Source organism: Bremerella sp. TYQ1 (assembly GCF_020150455.1).
Classification (GTDB): domain Bacteria; phylum Planctomycetota; class Planctomycetia; order Pirellulales; family Pirellulaceae; genus Bremerella; species Bremerella volcania_A.
The window spans coordinates 6,110,190-6,128,172 of record NZ_CP083740.1; the positions used below are offsets into that span (position 1 = coordinate 6,110,190).

At 54.3% G+C, this 17,983-nt stretch carries 13 protein-coding genes and 1 tRNA gene; 9 read left to right on the forward strand and 5 right to left on the reverse strand.

Features of this window, described 5'->3' with window-relative positions:
- The first annotated feature begins 316 nt into the window (after window positions 1-316).
- The 3 genes from LA756_RS24880 to LA756_RS24890 all read left to right on the forward strand — a co-directional run bounded on the left by LA756_RS24880 (window position 317) and on the right by LA756_RS24890 (window position 3,852).
- Window positions 317-946: a PHB depolymerase family esterase gene (locus tag LA756_RS24880; protein ID WP_224437423.1), complete on the forward strand. Its 630-nt coding sequence runs from the start codon at window positions 317-319 to the stop codon at window positions 944-946.
- Window positions 947-1,167: 221 nt separating this feature from the next.
- Window positions 1,168-1,656 carry a peptidylprolyl isomerase gene (locus LA756_RS24885; RefSeq protein WP_224437424.1) on the forward strand — a complete coding sequence of 163 codons (489 nt, stop codon included), beginning with the start codon at window positions 1,168-1,170 and terminating at the stop codon, window positions 1,654-1,656.
- A gap of 354 nt (window positions 1,657-2,010) precedes the next feature.
- Window positions 2,011-3,852 carry a UbiD family decarboxylase gene (locus tag LA756_RS24890; RefSeq protein ID WP_224437425.1) on the forward strand — a complete coding sequence of 614 codons (1,842 nt, stop codon included), beginning with the start codon at window positions 2,011-2,013 and terminating at the stop codon, window positions 3,850-3,852.
- Between the two features lie 69 nt (window positions 3,853-3,921).
- On the opposite strand, the gene LA756_RS24895 is transcribed toward LA756_RS24890, so the two are convergent.
- A complete protein-coding gene (locus tag LA756_RS24895; protein WP_224437426.1) occupies window positions 3,922-5,073 on the reverse strand; it encodes a VCBS repeat-containing protein in 1,152 nt (383 codons plus the stop codon).
- Between the two features lie 290 nt (window positions 5,074-5,363).
- Here LA756_RS24895 and LA756_RS24900 point away from each other — a divergent pair, with 290 nt between their 5' ends.
- The 3 genes from LA756_RS24900 (at window position 5,364) to LA756_RS24910 (ending at window position 10,936) form a co-directional block, all read left to right on the forward strand.
- Window positions 5,364-6,773 (forward strand): HAMP domain-containing sensor histidine kinase, encoded by a 1,410-nt coding sequence (locus tag LA756_RS24900; RefSeq protein ID WP_224437427.1) that lies wholly within the window; start codon window positions 5,364-5,366, stop codon window positions 6,771-6,773.
- Between the two features lie 6 nt (window positions 6,774-6,779).
- The gene (locus tag LA756_RS24905) at window positions 6,780-8,198 is read left to right on the forward strand and encodes a sigma-54 dependent transcriptional regulator (protein WP_224437428.1); all 1,419 of its coding nucleotides are present in this window, start codon (window positions 6,780-6,782) and stop codon (window positions 8,196-8,198) included.
- Between the two features lie 98 nt (window positions 8,199-8,296).
- A complete protein-coding gene (locus LA756_RS24910) occupies window positions 8,297-10,936 on the forward strand; it encodes a M1 family aminopeptidase (protein ID WP_224437429.1) in 2,640 nt (879 codons plus the stop codon).
- Between the two features lie 69 nt (window positions 10,937-11,005).
- Here LA756_RS24910 and LA756_RS24915 read toward each other — a convergent pair.
- The 3 genes from LA756_RS24915 to LA756_RS24925 form a co-directional block, all read right to left on the reverse strand.
- Window positions 11,006-11,078, reverse strand: a tRNA-Ala gene (locus LA756_RS24915).
- A 70-nt stretch (window positions 11,079-11,148) separates the two neighbouring features.
- Window positions 11,149-12,567 carry an ABC transporter substrate-binding protein gene (locus LA756_RS24920; protein WP_224437430.1) on the reverse strand — a complete coding sequence of 473 codons (1,419 nt, stop codon included), beginning with the start codon at window positions 12,565-12,567 and terminating at the stop codon, window positions 11,149-11,151.
- Window positions 12,568-12,734: 167 nt separating this feature from the next.
- Window positions 12,735-13,238: an RNA methyltransferase gene (locus LA756_RS24925; protein WP_224437431.1), complete on the reverse strand. Its 504-nt coding sequence runs from the start codon at window positions 13,236-13,238 to the stop codon at window positions 12,735-12,737.
- Window positions 13,239-13,362: 124 nt separating this feature from the next.
- Between LA756_RS24925 and LA756_RS24930 the strand changes: the two genes are divergently transcribed.
- Window positions 13,363-13,965, forward strand: coding sequence for a TlpA disulfide reductase family protein (locus LA756_RS24930; protein WP_224437432.1), 603 nt, complete (start codon window positions 13,363-13,365; stop codon window positions 13,963-13,965).
- Window positions 13,966-14,058: 93 nt separating this feature from the next.
- Here LA756_RS24930 and LA756_RS24935 read toward each other — a convergent pair whose 3' ends face one another.
- A complete protein-coding gene (locus tag LA756_RS24935; protein WP_224437433.1) occupies window positions 14,059-14,544 on the reverse strand; it encodes a helix-turn-helix transcriptional regulator in 486 nt (161 codons plus the stop codon).
- Between the two features lie 499 nt (window positions 14,545-15,043).
- Here LA756_RS24935 and LA756_RS24940 point away from each other — a divergent pair, with 499 nt between their 5' ends.
- Complete coding sequence (locus LA756_RS24940) at window positions 15,044-17,038, forward strand: peptide ABC transporter substrate-binding protein (RefSeq protein ID WP_224437434.1); 1,995 nt, start codon at window positions 15,044-15,046, stop codon at window positions 17,036-17,038.
- Complete coding sequence (locus LA756_RS24945) at window positions 17,035-17,958, forward strand: ABC transporter permease (protein ID WP_224437435.1); 924 nt, start codon at window positions 17,035-17,037, stop codon at window positions 17,956-17,958. The genes LA756_RS24940 and LA756_RS24945 overlap by 4 nt, the downstream gene beginning before the upstream one ends.
- Window positions 17,959-17,983: the final 25 nt, after the last annotated feature.

Sequence of the window (17,983 nt, forward strand, 5' to 3'; positions counted from 1 at the left end):
TGTAAGAGAATGCTAAGAAGTTTGTGTCCAACCTACAACGAAAATGATTTCCTTTATCGCCCGCGTCATGCGCTGCGTTAGCGATTGCCAAAATGCCACGGTCAGATTGCGTGCAGAAGCGAGACGCGCCCATGTATAGAACATCAAGAGGTCGCGAATAATTGTTGTACGCTTGGTCAATACTTTCGTACAATGAGCGCGCGGCTTCGCTAATCGCACGCTTCACGCCCTAAAACTCTCGATGCATTGGCAAACGATCACAGTCCTGGCGCTATTGGTTCTGGCAGGTTGCCAAGACGAGCCGGAGTTTCAAATCGTGGAAACTTCGTTCGCTACCGGGGCAGATACTTTCGCTTGCCGCATGGCGATCCCCACGCGGACGTCCTCGAACGCACCGCTGATCGTTGCCTGGCATGGCATCGGTGATTCGGCCGAATCGATGGCCGCCTATTCGCAGCTCGATCATTTTGCCGCAAAGCAGGGAGCAATCGTCGTCTATCCGGACGCAGCAGGAAAGCTATGGCAGGTTCCACGGAAAGAAGTCCCAGACGCCGCTGACGATCGAGACTTACAGCGGTTCGATACCATCGTCGACAATATATCGCGTCAATATAATATCGATGATAGTCGTATTTATGTGATCGGTATGTCGCACGGGGCGACGTTTGCTCAGTGGTTGGCCGCGAAGCGAAGCACGACGATCACCGCCGTCGTCGCGCAATCCGGTCCACCACCTTCCACGATGCCCGGCAATGAACTGAACGTGCCGGTCCTGCTAATCGCGGGGCAAGACGATCCTGCCCACGATGCCATCCGCCAGGCTCACCAGCGTTATCAAGCCGCAGGAGTGCCGACTCAATTCATTTCGGTTCCCAACATCGGCCATGCCTGGGCGACTTCCCAGAACGACGCAATCGCCAAATTTCTATCCCACGCTTCGCGGTAGTTTACTTCTGACGGCCTCAATGCACTTGGTGATATCACGCGGCGAAGCTTTGCGTTTGCAAGCGTAGAATTGGACTTCTTTCCAGATCGTAGCCAATTCTTTTCTGGGGAACCATTCACTTTCCTCTAAGCCGAGATTGAGCCTGACCCCTGCACGCAGTATGCTGAGGCTATCGCCCCGTAATTTCGTTGGGCCCGTGAGCCATTGCCTGGGAAGTATCGATGAAAGTTGCCAAGAATACGGTTGTTTCCATTGCCTACACGTTGAAGGATTCGGAAGGGAATCTGCTCGATTCGGCAGACGCGTCCGATCCGTTGGCCTATCTGCACGGCGTCGGCAATTTGATTTCCGGGATGGAAAAAGCTCTCGATGACCGCAATTCGGGCGAATCGTTCGAAGTCGTGATTCCAGCCGCAGAAGGTTACGGCACCATCGACGAAGATCTCTTCTGGGAACTCGAAAAGAGCCAGTTCGCCGAGTTGGGCGACGTGGAAGAAGGGACGCAGTTTGTTCTGGAAACGGAAGACGATCAGGTCTTAGTCACCGTCATCGAAATCCAAGACGACATGGTTGTCGTCGACGGTAATCATGAACTGGCTGGTGAAGACTTGCACTTCGAGATCACCGTGGTCGATGTCCGCGAAGCGACCCCGGAAGAAATCGAGCATGGCCACGCCCACGGCCCTGGAAGTGCCCACGATCACGACTAGTCGCTGCGAATAAAGCTGGGAAGATGTTCTCAGCAAATGCAGATTCTCGCAGAATGGCTACGCTTTTTGAGGCGATAGCCATCTTCGTGCCGTATAAGATGGCTGTCCGTCAAAGATGGCTGGTAGCCATCCTGCGTATCTAGTGGGAATCGAAATTGGGTAACCCGCGAAGCCGAATCAAGGTTTCAGTGTTCGGGGCAACCTGGTGATGACCTCTATAGCTTACGCTGTTTCAACCTAACTCGAAGGTTGGGGCTTGTTGCGAACGGGGAGGCTTCGCGGTAACCTCCTTGGATTGCGAGTCGAGCGGGCTCGCGTTCGCGTCTTCCTTCCCTCAAGCACCGATCACCACTTATGGGCTATCGAACGCTCCGCGCTTGCGTCGACGACTTGCAACGAAATGGGCACCTCGTTGTTCTTGAAAACGACGTCGACGCTCATTTAGAAATCGCCGAGATTCAGCGACGTGTTTACCTCAACGGTGGACCGGCTGTTCTTTTCACGAACGTGAAAGATTGCCGCTTTCCGATGGTCGGTAACTTGTTCGGATCGATGGAGCGAGCCAGGTTTATCTTTCGCGATACGCTGGAAACCGTTAAGCGGTTGATCGAACTGAAGATCGATCCGAATCAGCTGTTCAAAGCTCCCATGCGATATGCCACGGCGCCGTTGGGGGCACTTTCGATGCTGCCGAAGAAGGTCCGCAGCGGACCGATCTTTCAGAACGAGATCAAGCTGACCGACTTACCGAAGCTTGTTTCATGGCCTGACGATGGCGGCCCTTACGTAACGCTGCCGCAAGTTTTTACGGAAGACCAGCAAACCGGTGGCCTGGCTCATTCCAACCTCGGCATGTATCGCGTACAGATCGCAGGCAACGAGTTCGACCCGACCGGCGAAGTAGGGCTGCACTATCAAATTCATCGCGGCATCGGTGTGCATCATTCCGCCGCGATCTCCCAAGGGGAACCGCTGCGAGTCAATATCTTTGTCGGCGGCAATCCGGCGATGACGCTTGCCGCGGTGATGCCGTTGCCGGAAGGGCTTTCAGAACTTGGCTTCGCAGGCGCACTCGCAGGGCACCGAATACCAATGGCGACTTCGCGATCGAAACTGCCGATCTATGCCGAGGCGGACTTCTGCATCAGCGGAACGATTCATGCTGGGGAAGAAAAGCTGGAAGGGCCGTTTGGCGATCACCTGGGTTATTACAGCCTGAAGCATCTTTTTCCGACGATGCGTGTCGAGAAGGTTTATCACCGCGACGGGGCGATTTGGCCGTTTACGGTCGTGGGACGTCCGCCGCAGGAAGACACGACGTTCGGCGAACTGATTCACGAGATCACCGGGCCGGTCATTCCGACGGTGCTTCCAGGCATCAAAGAAGTGCACGCGGTCGATGCGGCCGGAGTGCATCCGTTGCTGTTGGCGATCGGCAGCGAACGGTATGTCCCGTACGAAGAGCGGCGGCGACCGAAAGAATTGATGACGCAAGCGGCGGCGATTCTGGGGCAAGGACAAATGTCGCTGGCCAAATATCTGTTCATCGCGGCCGAGCAAGACGATCCGAGCATGGATTTGCACGAGATCTGCCCCTTTCTGCTCCATATGCTGCGGCGTGTCGATTGGCGGCGTGACATTCATTTCCTGACCGAGACAACGATTGATACGCTCGACTATTCGAGCGGCGAATTCAACCATGGTTCGAAGGCGATCATTGCCGCAGTCGGTCCACCGCAGCGCGAGTTGCCAACCGAAATCCCAGGCAACTTGAACTTGCCGGATGGTTTCCGCACACCAAAAATCGCCATGCCAGGCGTGCTGGTCGTCAGTGGCCCGAAGTACGAAACGGCACGCCAGGAAGTCGAACCATCGATCGAGCGTTTCGCCGCGTTCTATTCGCCGAGCGATTCGATCAATACGTTCCCGCTGGTGATCATCGCCGATGAAAGCGAGTTCACTGCCCAGACGCTAAACAACCTGTTGTGGGTCACGTTCACGCGAAGCAATCCAGCCGCCGACATCCACGGCATCGGCAGCTTTACCCGACAAAAACATTGGGGCTGCGAAGGCTCGCTAATCATCGACGCCCGAATCAAACCCTGGAACGCCCCGCCGCTGATCGAAGACCCCGAGGTAACCGCCAAAGTCGACGCCCTGGCCGCCAAGGGAGGCCCGCTGGCGAAATATCTGTAATGTCTTGTTCCCCAGGAAGACCGAATTGGGTAGCCCGGTTAGGCATCTTCGCGAGGCGGAACGATTTGCTTAGTCCTTCAACGGATTGAACAAAATCTGTGTGCCGTCTTTTCCGGCGACTACGACATCAATGTCTCCATCGCCGTCGATGTCGGCGGTGCGGATTTGAAGGCCGATGCCGACTTCGCCTCGGTTGATGGTCTGTTGGGTGAAGTTCAGTTCTTTGTCCCAGGTATAGTAGTTCAGCACCGGTGGTTCTTTGCCGCCGGGGTCGTTGCCGTTGTGGGCACGCACGCGTTTGCCGGTGATCAGGTCGTCTTGGCCGTCGCCGTTTAAATCAGCCAGATGAAGACAGTGGGCCTGGCTGAAGGTGTCGTCGATCATCTTTTGTTCGAACGTCAGCTTGCCGTCCTTATCGGTTCCGGTAGCCAGCCAAACCCAAAGCCCAAAGCCATGCGCTTTGCTGGCGATAATGTCGTTTTTGCCGTCACCATTGACGTCCGTAACGAGCATCGGGCAGGGGAGGTGTTCGTTCCAATCGGCATGAAACGCCCACTCGCTCGACCAGGGACCACCTTCGGGGCCTTCGTACCAGCCTTGGCCGACGAGGATATCCAAACGGCCATCGTTGTTGATATCGCCAACGCCGATGCCGTGCCCGTTCTGACCGCCGATCTTGAAGGAAGTCAGCTGTGGCTCGCCATTGTCTCCCTTCGTAAAGCGGCAGGCCAACAGTGGGTTCTTAGGGTTCCACTGATTCGTGACCCATTCTTCGATACCATCGCCGTCCAAGTCGACCATGATCGTCGCTTCGTTGGTCGTCAGCTTGGTATCGATCAGGTTGTGCTCTTTCCAGAGATAACCTTGCAAGTTCGCAGGGGAACCAGGGTTCTCGTACCAGTTGACTTTCCCTTGGAAAAAGTCCCCGGCGATCACGTCGACATGGCCATCGCCGTTGACGTCTTGGGCGAAATCGCCGTTGGAATGCACGTAGCCCCCTTTGTCTTCAAACATGCGAACCGGACGAGGAAGCCAATCGCCGTTGCGATACCAGTTGCGTCCAGCGATGACGTCCAACTTGCCGTCGCCATCGAAGTCGGCGATGTCGCAGCCTTCGTTGGCATCGACCCCAAGGACTTTCACGGTGAAGTTCTCCGGAGCGGCAGCAAAGCTCAAGCAGGGCAACGCAAGCAACAGGGATAGGCTCAACAGTCGACGCATGGCAAATTTCCAGGGGTAGGAAGTCTTGGGGGGAAGGGGCGTGATGAAAAGGAACAGGGCGAAAAGGATAACGCCGCGTGTTCGGTAATATTGAGTATGGATTCCAGGGAAGCAGTTATCAACCGGACAAACGAATCCCTGATTTTTCCCGGGGTAGAGTATACTGGTAGTTGGTGGTGTTCCGTATTCAGTATTCAGCAGGAGGGTGAATCCTAAGTGAAAGTACACCTCTTGCTCTTTCTAAATAAAAACCGAACACCGAAAACTGAACACTCTACTCCGATTTATCCATGCGTTGGCCGTTAATCTATCAAGTCACTCTTCCGCTGACGCTTTGGACGTTAGTGACGGTCTTTGCGCTTTCGCTGTTGAATCTGTGGTACGCCCAAACGGAAACCGGCGAGGAGGTCGAAGCGCGCCTGGCGGCGATCAATCAGCAACTGACCGAGGTACGTTTTCCACTGTCGCAGCCGGTGCTGGAGCAAATTCAAGGACTTACCGGAACACAGTTGGCGGTGACCGATCGGCAAGGGGAGCTGATTCGTTCGACGACCGAAATCACCCCGGAGGAACTGCTGACACTCTTGAAAGATGACGCCCCAGGCGTGGTCGATCTGAGTGAAGTGATTCAACTGGCCGGGCAAAGTTATTTCCACAGCACGACAACTTCGCGGTTTTCTGGCAGCGGCGAAGTAACGGTCCATTTGCTATACCCGAAAGCAAATTACGATCGCCGCGTCGCGCAGTCTTTCTGGCCCCTAATGCTGCTCGGTCTGACTGCGGTTGGACCAATGTTGTTGGTTGCTTCGTTTCTGACGGTACGGATCACACGCCCCGTAACGCGGCTGCAAAAACAGGTCGACCGGATTGCGGAAGGAGACTTCGTGGAAGTGCCGCCAGGAAAGACCGACGACGAACTTCGCGATCTTTCGCTGGCGATCAATCGCATGTCACAGCAGTTGGAGTCGTACGAAACCAAAGTACGCACCATGGAACGTGCTCAGGTTCTCGGGCAGATCGGCGCTGGCTTCTCGCATCAAATTCGCAATGCGATGACCGGTGGGCAGTTGGCATTGGGGCTGCATCGTTTGGATTGCAGCCAGCCTGATTGCGAGAGCCTTCAAGTTGCCCAGCGGCAGATGGCGATGGTGGAACACATGGTGCAGTCAATGCTGCGATTGGGGCGGAAACAGGGTATCGAGCATCGCGAGATCGACGTCCCGCAGCTGATCGAGAATACCGTTTCGATGGTCGAACCTCAGGCCCAGCATCATCAGCTGGCGATTCGGCAGTCCGTCAATCTACCGGCGGGGATGACGATTACCGGTGATTTTGTTTTGCTGCAAACGTGCCTGATGAACTTGCTGCTCAACGGGATCGAAGCGTTGCAAACAGCCCACGCGGTACCAGGGTACGTAGCAGAGAAGGGGAGCCGAAAGGACGATTTGACGATCGAGGCGGTCACGCACGAAAACGAAAAATGGATTACAATCCGAGTATGCGACGAGGGAATGGGCCCGTCAGAAGACGTCGCGGATCAGCTGTTCGAGCCTTTGGTGACGACCAAACAGGAAGGAACCGGGCTAGGGCTTCCGGTGGTCCGCGAGATTGTCGAACTGCACGGGGGAACGATTGAGTGGTACCGAGTCGATGGGAAAACGTGCTTTCATATCACCCTTCCTCGCGCAGAGTCTGAATAGTCGTTCATGGCAAATATTCACGTAATTGACGACGAATCGAGCGTTTGCTGGGCCATCGAAAAACTGGGCACCAAGCTTGGGCACGAAGTTCGTGTCGCTTCAACCGCCGAACAAGGACTCGACTTGTTGGAAGAGAGTCGGCCTGACTTGATGTTCCTGGATGTCCGTTTGCCTGGCATGTCAGGTCTAGAGGCGTTGCCGAAAGTCAAAGAGATCGCCCCTGGTACTCCGGTCGTATTAATCACGGCGTTTGGCGACTTGGAGGTGGCCGTCGAAGCGGTTCGGCAAGGGACGTTCGATTACCTCGTCAAACCATTCTCTGTTGAAGACATTCAAACGGTCATCGATCGGGCATTGGCTCAGCAGTCGGAAAAGATCGAGGTTCGCCCTGAAACGGTCTCGGCCGACTTGGTCGGGACTTCGCTGGCCATGCAAGAAGTATTCAAGCGAATTGCATTGGCAGCCAGCAGTGTCGCGCCGATTGTGATTCAAGGAGAAAGCGGTACCGGGAAAGAGCTCGTCGCCCAGGCCATTCATCGATATGGCCCTCGCTATGAAAAGCCGTTTGTGGCGGTGAATATCGCGTCGCTGGCCCCCTCGCTGATTGAAAGCGAACTGTTTGGCCATGTCCGGGGAGCGTTCACGCATGCGATTCAAGACAAGCCGGGCTTTTTGCAACAAGCCAGTGGTGGCACGCTGTTTCTGGACGAAGTTGCCGAGATTCCGCTACCGACCCAAGCCAAATTGCTGCGGGCATTAGAGCAGCGGGAAGTGGTTCCTGTCGGCGGATCGGTAGGCGAAAAGACCGACTTCCGCATCGTGTGTGCTTCGCATCAAGACCTCTCGGCTTGCGTCAAGCTAGGGACGTTTCGGCATGACTTGCTGTTTCGCTTGAATACGTTTCGCATCGATCTGCCACCGCTCCGGGAACGCCGGGAAGACATTCCGCCGCTGGTTCAGCACTTCCTGCATTTGCTGGAAAAGGAGTACCAACAGCCGTTACGGATTGCTTCGGCCGCCCTGGAAGAATTGAAGAAGCGTCCCTGGTACGGCAACGTTCGTGAGCTGAGAAATGCGGTGGAGCATGCCCAGATTTTGGCTCGTAGCGGGACGATTGAAGTCGATCATTTGCCCCCTCCGGTCGAAAAAGCGTGGTTCGATCGTGACTCTCAGGATGGGGGTTCCGCGGAAAAACTAGCCGACGACATTCGAGATTGGACCAAAGAAGAGCTGAAAAACGGCGAATCGGAAAATTTGTGGGCTCGATTTCAATCCTTGGCGGAAAAAGAGATGCTCAAAGAGCTTCTCGACCAATGCGACGGGCAATATTTGGCAATTGCTCGAATTTTAGGTATCCATCGAACCACCGTAAAAAAGAAGTGCGAACAGTACGGACTCCTTTCCCCTGACCAGAAAGATGATTAGGCTGGAATCAACCGTTTACGAAAATGCGCATGTTTGAGCATGCCAGAGACCTCGTATCGCTGGCCGCTCGACGAATTTAACCGGCTGATTACTTCGCTATGAAATCACTTTCTCTGATCGCATTGTTCGCCGCCGCTTGCTTGGTTTCGGTGGTGAACAGCTCGTTGGCTTGGGCCGAAGAGGCCTTCTGTACTTGTCGCTACTGCGAGTCGCACGCCGCACGGCTGGGATTTGGCGTCGATCTTGGGGGCGACGGTCCTCATTACGCCCCAGTTCGCAAAGTAGATGTTCAGCACATCAAGTTGGATATCACGCCAGACTTCAAAAAGCGAACCGTGGGTGGAAGCACAACCATCCGGTTTGTGCCACTTCGCAAGCCGCTCGACGTGTTGAAGCTGGACGCGGTCGATCTTTCGATCACAAGCGTGGAAGCCTCGACTCCAGTAGATCAGTTCGACAGTACCAGCTCTGACTTGACGATTGCGTTTGCAGAGCCAATTCCGGTCGGTCAAGAAAGCTGGGTTACGATTGAGCATCATTGCCAACCGCAAGGTGGTTTCTATTTCCGTACCGCCGAGATGGGGTACCCTGAAGAAGATACCCACTGCTGGACGCAAGGCGAATCGCACTACGCGCGGCAATGGTTCCCTTGTTTCGATTACCCGAATGAAAAGTCGACCACCGAGGTGATCTGCCATGTGCCGTCCGATATGACGGTCGTATCCAACGGGCGAAACCTGGGAGAAAGCATCGACCCGGAAACGAAGCTGAAGTCGGTGCATTGGCTGCAAGAGAAGCCGCACGTGAACTACTTGATCTGCGTAGTCGCTGGCTACTTCGACAAGCTGGAAGATCGCGCGGGAAACATTCCGCTTGGCTTCTACAGTCAGCCGACTCTTTCGCAGCATGCCGCTGGTTCGTTCCAAGACACGGCTTCGATCATGGCGTTTTACCAAAAGGAAATCGGTGTCGCTTACCCGTGGCATAAATACGATCAAGTAACTATTCGTGACTTCATTGCCGGGGGAATGGAAAACACGACGATCACCACGCTGACGCACAATACGATCTTCACTCCAGCGACCGAGAACATCCGTTCGTCACGCGGTCTCGACGCCCACGAACTGGCTCACCAGTGGTTCGGCGACTATGTAACGTGCGAAGACTGGAGCCATTTGTGGCTTAACGAAGGTTTCGCGACGTACTACACCCATTTGTATGAAGGGGAAAAGTTCGGCCGCGACGCGACGTTGTATGGACTTTACCGAGACGCCACAAACCGCGTGCTGCCACGTGGAGCGAACGACAAGCGTCCGATTGTCTGGAAGAAATACCGCAACGCTGGCGATCAGTTCGACTACCGCGCGTATCCCAAGGGAAGCTGGGTGCTGCATATGCTCCGCAGCCAGATGGGGGAAGAGCTCTTCCGAGAAGCGATTCAAAGCTATTTGAAAGAGCACGGTCTGACGACCGTCACCACGCCGGAATTGCAAGCCGCGATTGAAGAAACCAGTGGCCGCACGTTCGATCGCTTCTTCGATCAGTGGGTATATCATGCCCGACACCCTGACTTGAAGATTCGCTACCGCTTCGATCCAAAGTTGTCGCTTGCTCAGATCACGTTGGAGCAAACACACAAAGTGGACGACGACGTGATGTTATTCAACTTCCCCGCCACGTTTGCATTTTTATGCGACGGCGAAATGGTGCTGCACACTGAAGACATCACCGAAGCCAAGCATGACTTCTACGTCTCGCTGCCAGCCAAGCCCGAAATGGTGCAATTCGATCCAGAGTACACGCTGTTGACCAAAGTCGACTTCGACAAGCCAGAAGACTTGTGGATCAGCGAACTGGAAAACGCCGAGCGTGCCACCGGACGTATCTTGGCCATCGAAGCATTAGCCAAGAAGAAGTCGCACAAAGCGATTGAAGCGATTCAAAAGGCACTTGAAAACGATTCGTTTTACGGCGTGCAAGTTGAAGCGGCGGAAGCTCTCGGTAAGATCAACTCGACCGAGTCGCGTGAAGCCCTTCGCAAAACGGCAACGCCGAAAGATGCCCGTGTCCGCTTAGCTTTGGTAAAAGCGATCGTTGGGGAGTATCAACCGGAACAGCTGGACGAACTTCTGAAAGCGGCCCAGGCCGAACAGAACCCTGCGATTGTCGCCGCGTGGATCGATGGCTTGGCGAAGTACTCCGACGAATCGGTTTCCGATTACTTGCGAGCTTCGATCAAAAAAGAATCGTTCCGCAATGAAATCGCAGAAGCCGCCGTCGACGCGATGCAGAAGAGTGGCTCGTCGCAGTACGTGACATTGCTTTCGGCTCAGTTGGAAGACAACGCACCACAGTACACGATGCGGGGACTTTCCAAGCTCCTCAAAGCACTCGCAACGCTAAGCGGCGACGACGAGAAGCTGGCTTCGCTCAAGCTGATTGCCCCTCACTTGAACGATGCTCGTCCAGAAATTCAAAAAGGTGCCATCGAAGCGTTGGGTAAGCTCGACGCAGAAGAGGCCCGACCGATCCTCCAGTCCTACGCCGACGCTTCGCTCAACGAAGAACTGTCCAAAGCAGCAAGCTCCGCCTTGGCAGCCCTAACGAAAGACGAAACGGCCCAGCCCAAAGAGCTAATCGAGCTCCGCAAGCAAATGCAAGACCTCGAAAAGTCGAACGACTCGCTGCAAAAGAAGCTAGAGGAGTTGGAGAAGAAGCTGGAGGCTACTGAAGGTTAGATCTAAGTTTGATCCATTGAAATAGAAAAAGACGTTGGCTTAATTTGGCCAACGTCTTTTTTTGTAAAGTGGAGCTGATCGGGATTGAACCGACGACCTCTGCATTGCGAACGCAGCGCTCTCCCAGCTGAGCTACAGCCCCTGAAGGTTGAATTTATTTTAGGTGGCGATTCTGGGGTCGTCCAGGAAGTTTGCCTGGTGATTCGTGTTGGTTAAAAGGCGTTTTCGCCGATGCCTTGGCTGTTGCGGAATGCTTTGATGTGGGCTTCTGAGCCTGACTCTTCTGACAGTTTATCCCAGGCCTGGGCCGCTTCCAGCCAGATTGGTTCAATGTCGTTACCATTGGCCTGCATCGTTTTCTGCAATGCCTCACGGACGACGTCTCGGTAGGCCTCCCGATTGGGGATGCGGATCGCCGAGAGGTGGTGCGGAGCTTGGAGCCGTTCGATGCTGACCTGAGCGTATTGCCGCAGGGCCGTGCCAGGCAGGCCGGTTGGCATCCACGCTTCCGCCATTGGTAAAGAGGAGACGCGGCACAAAGTGGTTCGCTGGGAAGCAGGTGAAATCAGGCTGATCATCTCGGGGCCGGTCAGTTCCGCCAATAGGTTTGCGGCATTGATCGTTTGCCCGGAAAGAGCCGAGACGGAACCGACCATGCCGGAAGTGGATAGCAGGGGGATCGATTCGGCCTGGTTGCCCTGACGTGGAATCCACTGGTTTTCAGGCGTCTGGTACGTTTCCGTCGAGCCAGGAAGGGGAGCGAAAAGAATGTCTTCCGGCACCGAGTCAGGCACGATCGTATGCTTGTTGATCCAGCCGATCGCCATGAAGGACTTGCCGGAAAGAAATGCTTCGGCCGAAGCTTTCGGGTCAAGCGAATTGTATTCGTTGGGGATCGTTTTAGCGGTTGCTGCCAGTTCTTGGGCTGCTTTGGTAAAGCATGGCAGGTTGATGCGGGCCTTGCCGGTGGCAAAGTCGAAGTAGGTCGACAGATTCTCGCCATGTTTGACATAAGCGGCACTGCGTGCCAGCCAAAGGCTTGGTAGATAAGCACTGTCGAGCGGTTCCAACGTCGCGGCCGCGATCGTGTCGCTTTGGTTTAGCAGGTTGCTTTTCTGAATCTTATCGACCGCGTCGGCGTATTCCTGCCAAGTGGTGGGGACTTCTAAATCAAGCTGCTGCAGTAAGTCGGTACGGACCATCAGCATTAGGACAGGGCTACCGAGCGGCAACGCATACGGTTTGGCTCCCCAGCGTGTTTCGGTTTGAAGAATTCCGAGGGTAATGTCATTCAGTTGCAGTGCCTCGTTGCCCAGTGTTGCCGACGGAACGGGGACAATCCAATCTCGCTCGATCAATTCGCCCATCAAAGCTGGTGGGTAGATCAGAAGATCGTTTGTAAATCGTTTTTGGTTCAGCAGCACTTCTTCCGTGACGACATCGACGACAATCTCTTCTTCGGACCGTGCGGAAAGTTCTCTTCGGATGACTTCCGCTAGACCTTCCTCACCTACGATGGTGACGGAAAGGGGAGGCGTTTTGACTTGGGTAGGTTCCTTTTCGGCTGTATTGTTGCAGCCCAGGAAAGTGCCGAATGCGAGGAGAAGCAGAAGGGAAGTGCGAAATGTCATGAGATCTTCTTACGACCATCAAGGAGTCACGGCATGTTTGCGAACCCGCATCGTAGTCGTATTGCGCGAAGCCGACAATCGCTTGAGGCCGCGTTGCGGCGAACCTTAAGAAAGTAGAGCAGAATCGCGAACCACGTTATCGCTGGCGTCGTAATACCGTTTCGCAGCTATCCTTCGGGGAATTGCCGACAGAACTCGTACAGTGCCATGCAAGTCGCCGTCGCAGCATTGTAGCTGAATGGCATTCCATAGACAGGAATCTCGACGGTGGCGTCCAGCAGCGGCAGGATGTCGTCGGTGATTCCGAGCCGTTCGTTCCCGATGACGAGTACGGTTTTGCGTACGAACGGGAAGTGGTGAATGTTCTGCGAGTTGGTTGTCTGTTCCAGTCCGACGAGGGTGTAGCCCTCTTTCTTTAGGTCTCTTAAGACCGGCGGCAAGCTGCGATGACGCGAGATCGGGAGTTTCTCGGCGCCGTCGCGAGCGATCTTGGGATCGATTTTTACGTTGCCGCAGACAACCACTTTGCTGATAGCGCAGCAGGAGGCGGCTCTGACAATTCGCGAGACATTCACGTTACTGCGCATCGGACAACATGCCACGATCAGTTCGCGAGGCTGATCCAAAGCGGTAGGTGGTTTGTGCCGGAGATGCTCGAAATCGGAATCCATGGCAAGTTGGCTTAAAACGGCGCCCCTGTTGCTTGGGCCCCTTCGACTGCGATACAAACGAGTTGCGGAAGATCCTTTCGGATATCGTAATGCGTACACCTAAATTAAGGGAGCGGGGCGGAACATGAATATGCGTTGGTTATGGCTCGGCATGTTAGTGGTGGGTATAGGTTGCGAAAAAGGTTCGCAGCCAGCGATGACTCCTCCCGTTGCTCCAGGGCCGGTGGTTGAAGTTGCTGAGGAGGAAACCCCTACGGAAGTAACGACCAAGGTAATGGACCACGCAGGCATTCAAATGCTCGTCGAGTCGTACCGAGGTAAAGTGGTTGTTGTCGATTATTGGTCGACCGATTGCCCTCCCTGTATTAAAGAACTGCCAGGCCTCGTGCAGCTTTACGCGGCCCACTCTCCAGATGATGTGAAATGTATTACGGTCAGCTTGGATTACATCGGACTGCCCGATGAAGGTCCCGAGACGTACAAAGACAAAGTGATGCCAATCCTTCAGTTTGTCGGGGCGACGTTTGACAATGTGATTGCCGCGGACGATTCAGAAACGATGCTGAAGAAACTAGACCTGGCGGCACCTCCAGCGGTTTACGTTTATGGCCGCGATGGCAAACTGGCCAAACGGTTTGATAACGAAGAAGCTGCCAGCGAAGAGGAGGGTTTCACTTACGATGACGACATTAGCCCGCTGGTCGCGGAATTGGTGAAGCAGAAGTAGTTGGTGGCTTCACCGTCAAGAAATAAAAGAAGGCTGCCCGAGGACACGTTCAGGCAGCCTTCTTGCGAGCCTCATATTGAGGAGTGAAGGAGCTTAGTGAATCGCAACCGTTTGCGGTTCCGTTTCCAGTCGTACCATCGCTTCACCGAAGTCGATCTTGTCGTCTTCGAGCCCAGGTACTTTACGGAACAAGACTTCGGCGAAACGGCCGAACTGTTCCGGAATGACGCGATAGAAATTGTTCTTGCCGTCGCGTCGCGATTCGATCAAGCCGCACGTTTTCAGCAGGGCCAAGTGATGGCTGACCGCTGGCTGGCTTTGATCGAGCAAATCGCATAGCGAGCGAACGTTCAATTCGCCAGCTTGCAGCAAATAGCTGAGAATCTTGAGCCGAGTTTCATCGGCAAGCAGCTTGAACAACTGAACGAGTTGACGAGCAACGTCTTCGTTCAGTGCTTCATAAGGGGAAACGGCTTTGCCTGCGAGGGCAGGCTCCGAAACATGCGAGGGACTATCGTTGTCCGAGTAGTACCCTTTGGACAACGAGTGTCCATTGGCTGGAGTAGCCAAGAACATCATGGCAGATCTTCTCCGTGTAGTAAGGCTTGGGCCCCTACTGAAAAGTTAAGTGAACTGGCCCCAAAAACTGGATAAGTCACGCCCTAGGAGATAGCTTGACGCGGCCAATGCTTAACTCTCGCTCGCCCAACGACGGCGGAACGGAGAAAGGCAGGTTTCCAACGAAGACGCGTAAAGTTAAATCGAGTGGCGCAGAGCGAATCCAAAAGCTGGCAGGTGAACCAAGCGCTAACGGCTCTCTTACCGCAATCGAGCCTCGCCCCAACGTACGGTTGATGCGGCGAAGCGGTTCGCTCATTCTCGGAGTATCGAACAATTCGAATGAAACTGCAACATTTCTATCGAAAACACTGCTTCTATCTTGCGCCTTTCCGGCGACATGAGCCGTTTGTGATCAGCATATCGTCACATCCTGCGGAATTTGATACGATTGGGTTCGTGGATCATAATCTACCCTTGCTACCACTGAATCCAGCTCGAATGAGTGAGAAATCACCGAATGAAATGGTCACTACGAGGATTGTTTCCTTACTTCTTTCCACTAATCTTCGTAGTCGCTCTTTTCTTCGCGCTCCGGATGGGGTCACTCCCCCCCGCTGATTTCACTTTTTCTAATGGCACCGAGCCTCAATCGGTCGATCCTGCCAAAAGTACCGGGGCCCCCGAAGGGCGAATCATCGATGCGATCTTCGAGGGGCTGTATCGCAAGATGCCCGACCCTAACGATCCAGACGAGATGATCCCGCTGCCAGGAATGGCGGAGTCGCACGATGTCTCGGAAGACTTAAAGACGTATACCTTCCACATGCGAGAGGGAGCCAAGTGGACCAATGGCGAGCCGGTAACGGCTTACGATTGGACCTTCTCATGGCAGCGTTTCCTGCACCCAGAGTCAGGTTCGCAGTACGCCTATCAGCTGTGGTATATCAAGAATGCGAAGAAGTACACCAACCCAGGCGAATTGGCCGCGGGAGACCGCGTTGAAGTGGAAATCGCGGATCGAAAAGATGACGCCCAAATGTACCCGCGAGGGACGATCGTCTCAGGCATTCTGAAAAAGATCGATAGCTTCCCCAAAGATGGTGCGGAAGAAAGCGACGACGGCCATGGCGAATCGGACGGCGCAATGCATGTCTATACCGTCGATTGTGTACCAGATGTCGACGGAAAGCCTGACTGGGACGGAAACGCCACCCAGCGAGTCTTCTACCAGGAAGGTCTGCCGGAAGAGGCGTTAAAGAAGTTTCCCAAAGCGGAGTTGGCCAAACATGTTTTGCTCCACTTCGGTGAAGTGGGAATTAAAGCTCCTGACGAGATGACGTTGGAAGTCGAGCTGGAATCGCCGACGCCTTACTTTTTGGAGCTTGCTTCGTTCTATCCGATGCATGCGGTGAATCGAACGTGCATTGAAACGTTCGGCTATCCAGATTGGACGAAGCCAGAGAACATCGTCACCTGCGGCCCCTACCAGATGAAAGAGCGTCGTATCCGCGATCGAATTCGTCTGGTGAAGAATCCGATGTACTGGGGGGCGGATGATGTCAAACTGGAAACGATCGATGCGTTGGCTGTTCAATCGAATACGACCCAGCTGAATATGTTCATGAGTGGACAAATGGAATGGGCCACCGATATCCCGAACTCGGTTCTGGATGACCTCAAGATTCGTGACCAAGAGAAAAAGAAAGAGCCTGGTCGCGAAGAGGAGAGTGATGACCTGCAAATCACCGAGCAGTTGGCGACCTACTTTTATCGTGTGAACACCACTCGACCACCGTTGGATAATCCCAAAGTTCGCCAGGCATTGAACATGGCGATCAACAAGCAAGAGATCGTCGAACATGTAACGCGCGGCGGACAAGTTCCCGCCGGTTCGTTGGTGCCTCCCGGGATCACAGGCTACCAAGGACCTCCGACGGCATCGTACGATCCGGAAGCGGCCCGAAAGCTTCTTGAGGAAGCGTTGGGTGGCAAGAAGATGCGGCCGATTCAGATTCTTTACAACACGTCTGAAGGGCATAAGCAAATTGCCGAAGTGATCCAGCAGCAGTGGAAGAAGAATCTGCATATCGATGTTCAGCTGCGAAACGTCGAATGGGGCGTTTACCTGACCGAGCAGCGGGAAATGAACTACGACGTTTGTCGAGCTGGTTGGATTGGCGACTACCCTGATCCGAACACGTTTCTCGATATGTTCCTTACCGGCGGCGAAAATAACGAGACCGGCTGGAGCAACGCCAAGTACGATAAACTTATCGACGAAGCCCGCCGAGAAGCCGACCCAGAGAAACGGTTCGAGATGCTTCGTGAGGCGGAATCGATCTTAGTGGAAGAGATGCCAATTTTGCCGATCTACTTCTATGTTTCGATCAACATGGTACGACCCTACGTGAAGAACTTTTATCCCAATCTGCAGGACCTCCATCCCCTGCACATCCTTGAGATTGACGAAGAACAACGCGACAAGATTCGCGAGTGGGAGGGCTTGGAGTGATCCGCTTTTTGGGCAAGCGATTAGTGTGGATGGTGATCACGATGTGGGTCGTCTTCACCATTAGCTTCTTTTTGATGTGGACGGTCTCGCCGGAAGGGGCATTGCTGAGCGAACGCCAGCTCCCGGAAGCGATCAAGCGAAACTTGGAGGCCTACTACGAACTCGACAAGCCTTTGCACGAACGTTACTTCCGTACGATGGGCAATTACTTGGCGTTCAATCCAGGGCCAAGCATGAAGCTGATCGACAAGTCGGTGCTCGACATCATTTCGGAAGGTCTGCCGATCTCGATCTCGCTTGGGCTGCTTGGTTTAAGCTTTGCAATGCTGATCGGTTTTTCGACCGGCATCATTTCCGCGCTGCGAAGACAATCGCTGATTGATGTCACGTTCCGGATGATCGCTACGCTGGGGATTGCGATTCCCAACTTTGTGCTCGCAGGATTCGCGATCATGATTTTCGTGTTCGGGTTGAACTTGTTTCCCGCAGCCGGATGGGGACGTCCCATCAACTTGGTACTGCCGTCGCTTTGTCTTTCGGCGCCGTTTGCCGCGTACATCTCTCGCCTAACGCGAACCGGTATGTTGGAAGTGCTCGGGCAGGACTATATCCGAACGGCCTACGCCAAAGGCTTGATGCCGGCCACGGTGGTTTTGAAGCATGCTTTCCGAGGAGCCATTTTGCCGGTGGTTTCATTCCTGGGGCCTGCGACGGCTGGTATTTTGACGGGGTCGCTGGTGCTGGAACGCATCTTCTTTATCCCCGGACTCGGAAGCCATTTCATTGAAGCGGTTCAGCAGAAAGACCATCCGGTTAGTTTGGCCGTAGTGATGATCTATACGTTTCTGTTGTTCTCGATGAACACGCTGGTCGACCTCTCGTATGGGTTGATCGATCCACGCGTGAAGTTGGACAAGTAATCCCTCGCTGCGAAGGCCTAGATCC